The sequence below is a fragment of the Paraburkholderia sp. EG287B genome, assembly GCF_040965595.1.
Lineage (GTDB): Bacteria > Pseudomonadota > Gammaproteobacteria > Burkholderiales > Burkholderiaceae > Paraburkholderia.
The window spans coordinates 139792-152231 of the sequence record NZ_JBFRCG010000005.1 but is presented as its reverse complement, the minus strand read 5'-3'; the positions used below and the strand labels follow the sequence as shown (position 1 = coordinate 152231).

Sequence of the window (12440 nt, the reverse complement as noted above, 5' to 3'; positions counted from 1 at the left end):
CGCCGGGCGGGGCCTCTCGCCCGGCGGCCGCCTTCCCTGCAAAAAAGATGACGAAGGGGGTTGACAGCCTGCGGCGGTGTCGCGATAATTCTCTTCTTCGGCGAATTAGCTCAGCCGGTTAGAGCGACGGAATCATAATCCGCAGGTCCGGGGTTCGAATCCCTGATTCGCCACCAGTTGCAAAAGAAAGCCGCTGTCCCACAAGGACAGCGGCTTTTTTCATTTGCGCGCGCCTGGCGAACCGAAAACCCCGAGCCCGCCAGGCCGGACAGCATTTACCTGATCTGCTTGCGCTCCCGCTTCGTTTCGTACATCGAACGATCCGCGTATTCGATCAGCGCCGTCATCTCGGTGCCGTCTTCGGGCAGGATGGCAACGCCCACGCTCACGCCGAGATCGATGCGGTGTCCTTCGAACTCGAACGGCTCGCCCACCGTGTTCACGAGCCGGCGGCTGTATGCCTCGGCGTCCCTGCGCCCCGCGATGCCGGGCAAGATCACGGCGAACTCGTCGCCGCCCACGCGCGCGGCCGTGTCCACGCGGCGGCTGTGACGCGCGATGCGCGTCGCGGTCTCGCGAATCGCCGCGTCGCCGGCGCGATGGCCGTAGCGGTCGTTGATCGGCTTGAGGCCATCCATGTCGAGATTGAGCACGCCGAGTCCGCCCGACGAGCGCACCGCGAGATCCACCGACTGGCGCAGGCGATCGTAAAAGAGCGCGCGATTGGGCAAACCGGTGAGCGCGTCATGCGTCGCGCGCAGATAGAGCTCACTCGTCTCGTGTCGCGCGGCATGGAACATCGCCGCGGCGATGAGCTCGGACATCAGCGAGAGCGTGCGGATGTCCTCGTCCTTGAAGGCGTCGACTTCGGAATTCGTGACTTTCAGAACGCCGACGGTCGTCTCGAGGTGTTTGAGCGGCGTGACGATCATCGAGCGCAGGCCGGCGCGCCGGCAGGCTTCGCGGTCCACGCGCGGATCGGTTTCGGAGTCGTCGCAGCGCAGGATCTCGCCCTCGCGCACGCACAGGCCCGAGAGGCTCGTTTCACGCGCGAGGCGCAGTCCAAGGAGGTCCGCGACATTGCCCGAGGCCGCGCGGTAGACCATGTCCTCGCCCTCGGCGAGCTCGACGACCGCGCCCTGCGCTCGCGTGAGCTGCTCGGTGCGCTCGGCCACGTAGGCCATTACGCCGCCAAGATCGAGCCCGAGCTTCGCGATGTCCGACTGCGCCTTGATGATTTCCAGCAGGGTTGCGTTGTCCAGTTGCGTGTCTTTCGCTTCGCTCTTCTTCATCGCTCAACCGTTTGCCTTGCCTTCGACTTGCTGACGGCACTGAAAGCCAAAGCGCCGTTCGATCGGCCTAAAGCATAGCAAACGTTATTGATTGCACCAGCGCAAACGTTTGACATCCGCAATTCGCTGCACTTGATGCGATTCGTTGCGAAGACACCCATTGGGCATACGCGTTCAGCGCTCGATGCGCTCGCGCGTCAGGCGCAGCAGCGCCGCCATCGCGCGGCTCGCCGCATAGGCGTCGCGTTGCGCAATCGCGTCGTACACGAGGGTGTGGTCGGGCAGCGCGGCGTTGAACACGTCGGCGCGCTTCGCATTCACGCGCAGCTGGCCTTCGAGCGTGCGCGCGATCAGCGTGCCGAGCGGCACCAGCAATTCGTTGCGGCAGGCGCCCAGTACCGCGAGATGAAAGCGCAGGTCGGCGCGCACCCATTCGTCCACGTTGCGCGCCTCGGCCATGGCCTCATGCGCGGCGGCGATCGAGGCAAGCGCATCGGCATCGTGCGCCTTCGCGGCGAGGGCTGCCGCAAACGGCTCGATCATCTCGCGCATTTCCTGGAGCTTGAGCGCGAACGCGAGCGGCGGCGCCACGCGCGCGTACCAGTCGAGCACGTCGGCATCGAGCAGGTTCCACGCTTCGCGCGCGCGCACCCGCGTGCCCACGCGCGGGCGCGACTCCACGAGCCCTTTCGAGGTGAGCGTGCGCAGCGCCTCGCGCAGCACCGTGCGGCTCACGCCGAACGTTGCCATGAGTTCGGCCTCGCGCGGCAGGACCGTCGCGGGCGGGTAGTCGCCGCGCAGGATCGCGCTGCCGAGTTCGTAGGCCACCGTGCCGTGCAGATCGCGTTGAATCGCCGTTCTCCTGGATATTGGGAAGCGTTGCGAAATAATACTATTAATAGCACTTAAAGGCGAATTTTGCAGTAGCATGTGCGCTTGAAGACGTCGCCGCTCGCGCGTGGTGCGAGCGCCGCCTTACCGCTCAAGGTCATGGAGACACCGCATGAAAATCACCAGGCTCGAAACCTTTGTCGTCCCGCCGCGCTGGCTCTTTCTGAAGATCGAAACGGACGAGGGGATCGTCGGCTGGGGCGAGCCGATCGTCGAAGGTCGCGCGCACACGGTGGCCGCGGCCGTCGACGAACTCGCCGACTATCTGATCGGCAAGGACCCGCTCCTCATCGAGGATCACTGGCAGGTGATGTATCGCGCGGGCTTCTACCGCGGCGGCCCGATCTCGATGAGCGCCATTGCCGGCGTCGATCAGGCGCTCTGGGACATCAAGGGCAAGCATCATGGCGTGCCCATTCACGCGCTGCTCGGCGGCCAGGTGCGCGACAAGATCAAGGTGTATTCGTGGATTGGCGGCGACCGTCCGAGCGACGTCGCCAACAACGCGCGCGCCGTGGTCGAGCGCGGCTTCAAGGCCGTGAAGATGAACGGCTCGGAAGAGCTGCAGATCATCGACACCTTCGATAAGGTCCAGGGCGTCATCAACAACGTCGCGGCCGTGCGCGAGGCCGTGGGCCCGAACGTCGGCATCGGCGTGGACTTCCATGGCCGCGTGCACAAGCCCATGGCCAAGGTGCTCGCCAAGGAACTCGATCCGTTCAAGCTGATGTTCATCGAAGAGCCCGTGCTCTCCGAAAACGTCGAGGCGCTGCGCGACATCGTCAACCAGACCAGCACGCCGATCGCGCTGGGCGAGCGTCTGTATTCGCGCTGGGATTTCAAGCACATTCTCGCGGGCGGCTACGTGGACATCATCCAGCCCGACGCCTCGCACGCGGGCGGCATCACCGAGTGCCGCAAGATCGCCGCGATGGCCGAAGCCTATGACGTCGCGCTCGCGCTGCACTGCCCGCTCGGGCCGATCGCGCTCGCCACCTGCCTGCAGATCGACGCGGTGAGCTACAACGCGTTCATCCAGGAGCAGAGCCTCGGCATCCACTACAACAAGGGCAACGACCTGCTCGACTACATCAGGAATCCCGAAGTCTTCAAGTACGAAGACGGCTTCGTCTCGATTCCGCAGGGCCCGGGTCTCGGCATCGACGTGAACGAGGAGAAGGTGCGGGAGATGGCGAAGACGGGTCACCGCTGGCGCAATCCGGTGTGGCGTCACGAGGATGGCAGCGTCGCCGAATGGTGATGCGCAAATGAACGCCGAAACGCGCGGCGCGCAGCGTGCCGTGACACGCTGGCCATCGCGCGTTTCGGCGAAGTAACGTTTCGCGTGGCTTTGCGCGCCCAGGCGCGCTCGCTCGCGAGACGCGCGCACGGCCTATGTCGTTTGCGCACACAGCCAGTTCATGGAAAGCCGCGCCGCGCAAGGCGCGACCGTCATCGAACGCACGCGCCGAGCGCGAACGCCCCCCACTGGCCTGCTCCTTGCTGATTCCTTTGCAACCCAACCTCGGTGTTGCAAGGGACTCCATGGACGCGTCGCTTCCCGACTATCTGATCCGCGAACAAGCCGCCGTCGGCGCACTCGTCGCCTTCGGCTTCCTGCGCGTGCTCGCTGCCGCAATCGCCTGCACGCGCGGCTGGCGCATTCGCTGGATCGAGTACGCCGCGATCGGCGCCGCGGCGCTGTGGTGCGCGCCGCAGCTGATCGCGCTGATCGCCAATCCAGCGTCCGTGGCCGCACTCGCGGAACTCGAAGGCAATGCCACGGGCTGCGCCCTCGCCCTCTTCTTCTCACCGATCTTGAGTCACCGGCTCGGCTACGAATAAGTTGCAGCGACGACGTTTCAGCCCTGCAACACGTAGGCCGGCACGCTGTGCGCGAGCGCGGCCGCGGTCACGAGCACACCGATCATCACGATCGCTTCGAGATGGATCACGTTGACGAAACGGCGCGCCGCCGCTGTCGACGCCGCGCGCCGCAACTCGGGCATCGCCACGAGCCGGTTGAAGCCGCCCATCGCGAGCGCGAGCAGCACGAGCACGGCTTTGAGCATCAGCACGCGGCCCCAGGTACTGCCGACGATCGCGTCGATCGAGCCGCCGCTGCCGCGCAGCGCATCGAACACGCCCGTCGCGATCACGAAGCCCACCGCGAAGAACGCCACGTTCGAAATCTGGCCCGCCGTGCGGATCAGCACGCCGCGTGCCGTCGATGCGCCGAGCGCCGGCAGCACGGCAAGCCCCCCCGCCATGACGATGCCGCTCCACGCGCTCGCACTGAGCAAATGGAGCGTGTGCAGCCCGAGCGCGGCCGAGGCGAAGCCCGCATCGGCGGCGTGGCCGAGCCCCGCGCGCCCCGCGGCGATGGCGACGAGCGCGAGCCACAGCACGCCGTCGCGCGCCACACTCGAAGCCGCGAACGCGCAGCCGAGCAACACGAGCGCGCCGACGAACGCGACGGTCCACGCGTGGCCGACGTGCGTTTGCGAGAGCACCGTGCCGACCACGCCGAACGCGCTGGGCAACGGTTCGCCGCTGACCGACGCGCTCTCGTAAAGCATCCACATGATGAGCGCCGCCACGAGCACGAACGCCGCGGCGCGCAGCGAGCGTTGCGCACGCAGCCATGCGAGGCGCGCGGGCGCGACCGGCGTGCGGCCGTCCTTGTCGAGCCACGCGCCATAGAACGCCGAGCCGAGCGCGAATGCGTAGGCAATGTTGACGATGGCCGCCATGGCGACCTGCCCGATCCAGAGCCAGTCAGCTTTCATCGGACCTCGCCCTCCCGCGTGTTGCGGGTCGCGCGGACTTCGCGCGAAGGGGATCGGTCGGCTTGATGCAACGATAGGGAAAGTGCAATTGGAGTCATCGAGACAAGTGGCAAGGAAACAACATGAAAACGGCAACAGCAACACGCACACGCATCACATCGCGTGTCCCGCCAGGGTGCCTGCTTCGATAGCCGCCGCGCGATTCGGTTCAATGCGGGCGCGATGCGGCTTCAACGCGCATTCCATGCGCGAGCATCGAGCGAAGGCACGAGACCGTAAGCGGCGGCGGCATGCGCCCGGCATCGGGTCACGCATGCAGCCGGCAACGAGCGGCTCGCCGAGTGTGGCGCGGGTGCGGGACAACCCCGTGTCACCGATTGGCGAACAGGTGCAGAATCATAACCGGCACCGACGCGACGATCGGCCGCAAGCACGTCCCGGTGGCGCCTCGAAGCCATCGGAGGGCGCTTGTGGCGCATGCGGCAAATGGTCACTATGAGTTCCCGATGCTAGAATCTGCTGCGTCGCCGCAGCGCGCACGTCTTCTGCTTTCATCGCGCGCAGCCTGGAAGCCGGGCCGTTCGAAGCCTGGTCAGGTCCACGATAAAGATGGAGTTACGCGTGTCCCCAAGACGTATCTTCCGACCGCTCATTCCGCTCGTCGCGCCTCTGGCAGCAGCACTTTTGCTCGGGACGACCGGCGTTCTCAGCGCTGCACATGCCCAGACGGCGGCCTCCGCGCCGCAGGCCAAAGCCCCCGACACGATCGCCGCACGCGTGCAGGGCTGCACCGCGTGCCACGGCTCGCACGGGCAGGGCACCGACAACGACTACTTCCCGCGTCTCGCCGGCAAGCCGGCCGAGTACCTGTTCAACCAGCTAATGAACTTTCGCGAGGGGCGCCGCAAGTACCCTCCGATGAATTATCTGGTCACCTATCTCTCCGACGACTACCTGCACGAGATCGCGACGTTCTTCTCGCAGCAGCGGCCGCCCTACCCGCCGCCGGCGAAACCTTCGGTCGGCAGCGACACGCTCGCGCGCGGTCAGCAGATCGTCCTGCACGGCGACCCGGCCAAGCAGGTGCCCGCCTGCGCAGCTTGCCACGGCGCGAAGCTCACCGGCATGGAGCCGGCCATTCCGGGTCTGGTCGGTCTGCACATGGACTACATCAGCGCGCAGATCGGCGCCTGGCGCTCGGGCTCGCGGCATGCGAAGGCACCCGACTGCATGCATGAGATCGCCACGCGTCTCACCGACGAAGACGTGAACGCGGTCGCGGCCTGGCTCTCCACGCAGAGCGCGCCGCAGAACCCCGTGCCGGCGCCGGCTGGCTCACTCAAGACGCCGCTTGCCTGCGGCAGCGAACCGCAATAAGGCGCCGGGGGAGACAGCCAATATGAACCGCAAGTCCCTGTTCGCACTTTCCGCCGTCATCGTGGCCGCCGCCGCGGCCCTCGTACCGGTGCTCTGGTCGGGCACCCACTATCTGCACAACGGCGCGGCGCAGGCCGCGACGCCCGTCGACCAGGGCGATCTCATCAAGAAGGGCGAGTACCTCGCGCGCGCCGGCGACTGTATCGCCTGCCACACCGTGCGCGGCGGCCAGATGTTCGCGGGCGGCCTGCCGATGGCCACGCCGTTCGGCACGCTCTACACCCCGAACATCACGCCCGACGACCAGTACGGCATTGGCAAGTGGAGCGCCGACGACTTCTATCGCGCCATGCACACGGGCCGCTCGAAGGATGGCAGCCTGCTCTATCCGGCGTTCCCGTTCGCGAGCTACACCAAGGTCACACGCGCCGACGCCGACGCGATCTTCGCCTATCTGCGCTCGGTCCCGCCCGTCAACGCGCCCAGCCGCCCGCACGAACTCAAGTTCCCGTTCAACAACCGCAACCTGCTGATCGGCTGGCGCACGCTGTTCTTCCGCGAGGGCGAGTACAAGCCCGATCCGACCAAGTCGGTCGAATGGAACCGCGGCGCGTATCTCGTCGAAGGCCTCGGCCACTGCGGCATGTGCCACACGTCGATCAACGCGGTGGGCGGCCCGGTCAACTCGGCGGCCTTCGCGGGCGGCCTGATCCCGTTGCAGAACTGGTACGCGCCGTCGCTCACGGGCAGCGAAGGCGGCCTCGGCGACTGGGACATCAGGGACATCGCAAGCCTCCTGAAGACCGGCGTGTCCGAGCGCGGCGCCGTGTTCGGCCCGATGGCGGACGTGATCCACAACAGTCTGCAATACCTCTCGGACGACGACATCCACGCGATGGCCTCGTATCTGAAGACCATCCCGCAGAAGAAGGAAGCGCCCGAAACGATGCAGATGGAGACGTCGGAAGCGTTCGGCGGCGAACTCTTGCAGCAAGGTCAGAAGATCTACCACGACCAGTGTGCCAAGTGCCACGCGGAGAACGGTCTCGGCATGCCGCCGAACTTCCCGCCGCTTGCGAACAACCAGTCGATCCAGATGCATTCGGCCGTGAACCCGATCCGCATGGTGCTCAACGGCGGCTATCCGCCGAGCACGGGGGGCAATCCGCGCCCGTACGGCATGCCGCCGTTCGCGCAGTCGCTCTCGAATCAGGAGGTTGCGGCGGTGGTGACGTTCATCCGCATGTCCTGGGGCAACAAGGGCACGCCGGTGTCGCCGCAGCAGGTCGCGGACCTGCGCTCGTCGCCGCTCGACTGACGCAAAGCCGTCCACGGCCGTAGGGGCCGGAGCCCTTGCGGCGGTCCCACGCAAGTGGTTACTGTTATAGTGACGGTTGCCTGATAAGGGCGCAGTCCGCACAGCGCGGGCTGCGCCCTTCGCTATTTGGCGCCGGCGCCGTGTGGTGAAAGCGGCTCCGTGGCCCGTCAGGCCTGGTTTTGAACGCTGCGCTCGGGCACGGCGCCGTACGCGGTGGAACACTGTTCCGCCGGCGCGCGTCGCGCCCAGGAAGAACAAGGAGTGGTCGTCATGCACGCCGGTGAGCGTCTGAACAGCATGACTCACCTCGTGGGCGCGATGTTGTCGGTGGCGGGACTCGTCTCGCTCGTGACGCTCGCGGCGCTGGATCACGACGCGTACAAGGTCGTGAGCTTTGCGGTATACGGGGCGATGTTGTGCGCGCTGTACACCATCTCGACGCTGTATCACGGCGTGCGCGGCATCCGCCTGAAGGCAGTGCTGCAAAAGTGCGACCACGCCGCGATCTATCTGCTCATCGCGGGCAGCTATACTCCGTTCACGCTGGTGACGCTGCGTGGTCCCTGGGGCTGGTCGCTCTTCGGCGTGAGCTGGGGGCTCGCGGCCCTCGGCATCGTTCAGGAACTCACGCTCGGGCGGCGCACGAGAGCGCTGTCGATGGTGCTCTATGTGGTGATGGGCTGGCTCGCGGTGGTGGCGGTTCGACCGCTCATCGAAGCCTTGCCGGCCGCGGGCACGGCGTGGCTGCTGGCCGGCGGCGTCATTTACAGCGTCGGTATTTATTTTTTCGTCAATGACGAACGCATCCGGCACGGACATGGAATCTGGCATCTGTTCGTGCTCGCCGGGAGCGTCTGTCAATTCGTGAGCGTCGCGCGCTACGTCGCGTGACGCGTCAATGCGAAGACATCGTACGGCTGCCGCAGTGTCCGCGGCCGCACGATGCAACTTAACGCCAGACGACAGGTCTCGATAGACCTGTCCGTTCCATGAAGAAAAAACGCGGCGCGCGCACTGGCGCGCCGTCCGAACAACGCGAAAAGGCGGCTTCACCGGGCGCATTCGAACCCGGCAACACCGCTTTGGCTGCGCAGCGCGCCTTCGGGCCGCGAAGCGACGCCCGCGCTACTGCAATACAACAGGTGTTTATGTCTTTCGATTCTCTCGGCTTGTCCGAACCGCTGGTCCGCGCAGTCAACGAACTTGGGTACAGCACGCCCACGCCTATCCAGGCGCAAGCGATTCCCGCCGTGCTCGGCGGCGGCGACCTGCTCGCCGGCGCGCAAACCGGCACCGGCAAGACTGCCGGCTTCACGCTGCCGATCCTGCAACGCCTCACGGACATGGCGCCGGCCGCAGGTGGCAAGCGCGTGGTGCGCGCGCTGATCCTCACGCCCACGCGCGAACTCGCCGCGCAGGTCGAAGAGAGCGTGCGCGCCTACGGCAAGTATCTGAAGCTCAAGTCCACGGTGATGTTCGGCGGCGTGGGCATCAATCCGCAAATCGACGCGCTCAGGCGCGGCGTGGATATCGTGGTCGCGACGCCGGGTCGCCTGCTCGATCACATGCAGCAAAAGACGATCGATCTGTCGCAGCTCGAGATTCTCGTGCTCGACGAAGCGGACCGCATGCTCGACATGGGCTTCATCCACGACATCAAGCGCGTGCTCGCGAAGCTGCCGCCCAAGCGCCAGAACCTGCTCTTCTCAGCCACCTTCGCCGATGAGATCAAGGCGCTCGCCGACAGCCTGCTCGACTCGCCCGCGCTGATCGAAGTCGCGCGCCGCAACACCACGGCCGAAACCGTGGCGCAGAAGATCTATCCCGTCGACCGCGACCGCAAGCGCGACCTGCTGACGCACCTGATCCGCCAGCACAACTGGTTTCAGGTGCTCGTGTTCACGCGCACCAAGCACGGCGCCAACCGCCTCGCCGAGCAGCTCTCGAAGGACGGCATCAGCGCGCTGGCGATTCACGGCAACAAGAGCCAGTCGGCACGCACGCGCGCCTTGAGCGAGTTCAAGGACGGCACGCTCCAGGTGCTCGTCGCGACCGACATCGCCGCGCGCGGGATCGATATCGACCAGCTGCCGCACGTCGTCAACTACGATCTGCCGAACGTGCCCGAGGACTACGTCCACCGCATCGGCCGCACCGGCCGCGCGGGCGCGACGGGCGAAGCCGTGTCGCTCGTCTGCGTGGACGAGCATCAGCTGCTCAAGGACATCGAAAAGCTCATCAAGCGCGCGGTGCCCCAGGAGGTCATCGCGGGCTTCGAGCCGGACCCGAACGCGAAGCCCGAGCCGATCCAGCGCCGCAGCCAGCCCCAAGGGCGCTCGCCGCGCCAGGGGCAAGGCCAGGGCCAGGGCCGTGGTGCGTCGAATGGCACCAATGCCGCGAACGGCGGACGGCCTGCGCAGGCGCGTGAGCCGCGTGAGCCGCGTGAATCGCGTGAATCGCGTGAATCGCGTGAGCCGCGCGGCGGTAATCGCGAAGGCAACCGTGAAGGTGGCCGCGACGGCAACCGCGCGCATGCAGCCAACGGTGGCGGCAACGGCGGCCAGCGCCCGGCCAAGCCGGCCTCGAACGGCGGCGTGCGCACCGCCAAGCCCGTGAAACAGCAAGGCGCGAATCACGGCGCACAAGGCGCGCGCGGCGAGCATACGCGTCGCGAAAGCCAGCGCGGCGTTTCGCACGAAAGCGCACTGGGCCGCCCGCAGCAACGCAAGTCGCAAGGCAACCCGGGCGCGCTGCTCGGCGGCCGCCCAGGCGGCAATGCGCGCCGCGACGGCAACGGCCAGCGCGATCGCTGATCTTTGCGCCCAGAAACGAAAAAGCCCGCTCCAGCAGCGGGCTTTTTGTTTTCGCGTGCGGATGTCCTAGCGGAAGAAGACGTGTTGCGTGATCTTCGCGAGCGGATAGTGCACGCCGGGCCGGATCTTCGCGGGCAGGTTGAGCGGCTTGAGCAGCATCTTCACGCACATGTCGGCGGAAAGATTGTGGCGCACCAGCCTGTTCACGCGCGCGGTGAGTTCGCGGCTATAGGCGTCGTCGCGCACGCGGTCGGGGTAGCGGCCCGCGTACACATGGCGCAGCGCGATCTCGGAATCTTCGTTCTTGATCTCCATCACGCGGCGCATGAGCGCACCGAGCACGGCGAGACGCCCGTGCCCTTCTATCTGGTTGTACTTCTTGAAATAGCGGAAAAAGTGCTTGTAATGGCGCACTTCATCGCTGCGAATGTTGTCGGTGATTTCCTTGAGCACGGGCTCATCCGAATACTCCCCGATCGCGCGATAGAGCGTGGCGGTGCCGGTTTCGACGACGCAGCGCGCGACCATTTCGAGCGCGCGCGTTTTCTCGAATTCCTCGAACGAACAGGTCTTCGAATACTCTTCGATGAAGGTCTGAAACGCCGCGTCCCAGTCGAACTCGGGCCACACGTACTGGATGTACGTCTTCAGCGCGCGTCCATGCTGAAGCTCCTCGGGCTCCCATTCGCGGTTGAGCCACTCGGAGACCTCGGGGTCGCCGTTGAAGAACACGTTCAGGTTGCTCGTGTAAAGATCGGAACCGCTTTCAATGAACGAAGAGGCGGCGAGGAGCAGCATCAGGTCTTCGTTGGCGGCGGCACGTTGACGGTCGATACGGGTGAGATCGATGTCTTCGATGCGCCAGGGCATCACATGGCGAGGCTCATTGTCGTTACGCATTGTGTCCTACTCCCGAAGCGGCGTTTTACGCTCACGCCGCGCGGCGCCCAGCCGGAAGCCCGAGGCCCGGCGAGCTGCGCCAGTCACGCGCGGCGAACGTTACAAGCCATCCCTAATTCCATCTTAGCTGTACTTTCGCGCAGCTGCAGTCACAAAGCACAGACCGGGCCCGCTTCCCGCAGTTCCGGGAATAGACGACCTCTCCGCGTTACGTCATGTGACGATCACTGGCCGACGCGCAAACGCAATACCCGCGGGCCTACCGTGCGTTTGATGCGTAGCGAATCGAAGCGGATTCGCTCGCTGCGTGCCGCGCTGCGGCACGAACTTCAAGTGATTTCGCGAATCCAGGCGGCTCGCACGACCGCTGCGTGCGGGCTCGAATGTCAAAGGGAAAATTTTCGGGGCGTGGTTTGTACAACGCAGCGGCGTTGACTACACTCCAGTTCCCCGAGGTAGATCCCGGGCTGGGTGTCGTTTGGGCCGCGCACAGGCGGTCCGGGCGGCCGGTCCCTCCAGCCAGTCGACCTGCCCGGTCGCAGGCTTTCGCTCACACCACCGCATTCCTGTCGCTGCGCCGCCCTGCGGGCCGCAACCGGCGACCTCTGATGCGGCAACACGGAGAGAACGATGCTGAGTCCGCATGAATTCGCCACCCTGCTGCTAGTACAGGACGCCCCCAACCAGCTCGACATGGAGCGAGAAGAACTGGACGCCTTGCTCGAACGACAGCTCGTCCAACTGGAGCGCCTTGCATCCGGCCTTCAGCAATGGCGACTAACCGAAATCGGCGACTCTGCGTTGCGCGCCATCAAACGGTGTTCGTAGCCTGATCCCGCGGGCCGAGCACCCGCGCAGCCACAGGCTCCATTGCCCTTTATCGATTTGCGCGGACGCATGGGTCGTCCGCCAGCCCGACTTGTCGGGCACGTCCCCGATGCAGGCGCACGGCTGTAGACGTACGCGCCTGCAGTGCATGGTCACGCGGACCCGCGCGCTTCATGCCCGCGTGACCATTTTTTTGCGCATGCCTCCGTGCAGCGCGCGTACGCGCGCACCC

At 65.9% G+C, this 12440-nt stretch carries 11 protein-coding genes and 1 tRNA gene; 8 read left to right on the top strand and 4 right to left on the bottom strand.

The features are described 5' to 3' along the window. The first annotated feature begins 99 nt into the window (after window positions 1-99). A tRNA-Met gene (locus AB4Y40_RS10260) sits at window positions 100-176 on the top strand. Window positions 177-275: 99 nt separating this feature from the next. Here AB4Y40_RS10260 and AB4Y40_RS10255 read toward each other — a convergent pair. Next, a complete protein-coding gene (locus tag AB4Y40_RS10255; protein WP_368687579.1) occupies window positions 276-1292 on the bottom strand; it encodes a diguanylate cyclase in 1017 nt (338 codons plus the stop codon). Window positions 1293-1466: 174 nt separating this feature from the next. Then, window positions 1467-2222 carry a FadR/GntR family transcriptional regulator gene (locus AB4Y40_RS10250; protein ID WP_368687578.1) on the bottom strand — a complete coding sequence of 252 codons (756 nt, stop codon included), beginning with the start codon at window positions 2220-2222 and terminating at the stop codon, window positions 1467-1469. 73 nt (window positions 2223-2295) lie between these two features. Here AB4Y40_RS10250 and dgoD point away from each other — a divergent pair, with 73 nt between their 5' ends. Both dgoD and AB4Y40_RS10240 read left to right on the top strand, forming a co-directional pair. Further along, on the top strand, window positions 2296-3444 hold the full coding sequence (gene dgoD / locus AB4Y40_RS10245; protein ID WP_368687577.1) for a galactonate dehydratase: 1149 nt from the start codon (window positions 2296-2298) through the stop codon (window positions 3442-3444). A 284-nt stretch (window positions 3445-3728) separates the two neighbouring features. Beyond that, complete coding sequence (locus tag AB4Y40_RS10240; protein WP_368687576.1) at window positions 3729-4028, top strand: hypothetical protein; 300 nt, start codon at window positions 3729-3731, stop codon at window positions 4026-4028. A 17-nt stretch (window positions 4029-4045) separates the two neighbouring features. Here AB4Y40_RS10240 and AB4Y40_RS10235 read toward each other — a convergent pair whose 3' ends face one another. After that, window positions 4046-4972, bottom strand: coding sequence for a CopD family protein (locus tag AB4Y40_RS10235; RefSeq protein WP_368687575.1), 927 nt, complete (start codon window positions 4970-4972; stop codon window positions 4046-4048). Between the two features lie 609 nt (window positions 4973-5581). Here AB4Y40_RS10235 and AB4Y40_RS10230 point away from each other — a divergent pair. The 4 genes from AB4Y40_RS10230 to AB4Y40_RS10215 all read left to right on the top strand — a co-directional run bounded on the left by AB4Y40_RS10230 (window position 5582) and on the right by AB4Y40_RS10215 (window position 10480). Further along, the gene (locus tag AB4Y40_RS10230; RefSeq protein WP_069262871.1) at window positions 5582-6349 is read left to right on the top strand and encodes a c-type cytochrome; all 768 of its coding nucleotides are present in this window, start codon (window positions 5582-5584) and stop codon (window positions 6347-6349) included. A gap of 22 nt (window positions 6350-6371) precedes the next feature. Then, window positions 6372-7667: a c-type cytochrome gene (locus AB4Y40_RS10225; protein WP_368687574.1), complete on the top strand. Its 1296-nt coding sequence runs from the start codon at window positions 6372-6374 to the stop codon at window positions 7665-7667. Window positions 7668-7937: 270 nt separating this feature from the next. Continuing rightward, on the top strand, window positions 7938-8558 hold the full coding sequence (locus AB4Y40_RS10220; RefSeq protein ID WP_368687573.1) for a hemolysin III family protein: 621 nt from the start codon (window positions 7938-7940) through the stop codon (window positions 8556-8558). Window positions 8559-8815: 257 nt separating this feature from the next. Next, the gene (locus AB4Y40_RS10215; RefSeq protein WP_368687572.1) at window positions 8816-10480 is read left to right on the top strand and encodes a DEAD/DEAH box helicase; all 1665 of its coding nucleotides are present in this window, start codon (window positions 8816-8818) and stop codon (window positions 10478-10480) included. 66 nt (window positions 10481-10546) lie between these two features. Here AB4Y40_RS10215 and AB4Y40_RS10210 read toward each other — a convergent pair whose 3' ends face one another. Beyond that, window positions 10547-11380, bottom strand: a complete 834-nt coding sequence (locus tag AB4Y40_RS10210) for a ferritin-like domain-containing protein (protein WP_368687571.1) — start codon at window positions 11378-11380, stop codon at window positions 10547-10549. Between the two features lie 630 nt (window positions 11381-12010). Between AB4Y40_RS10210 and AB4Y40_RS10205 the strand changes: the two genes are divergently transcribed. After that, window positions 12011-12208 (top strand): hypothetical protein, encoded by a 198-nt coding sequence (locus AB4Y40_RS10205; RefSeq protein ID WP_028205977.1) that lies wholly within the window; start codon window positions 12011-12013, stop codon window positions 12206-12208. Window positions 12209-12440: the final 232 nt, after the last annotated feature.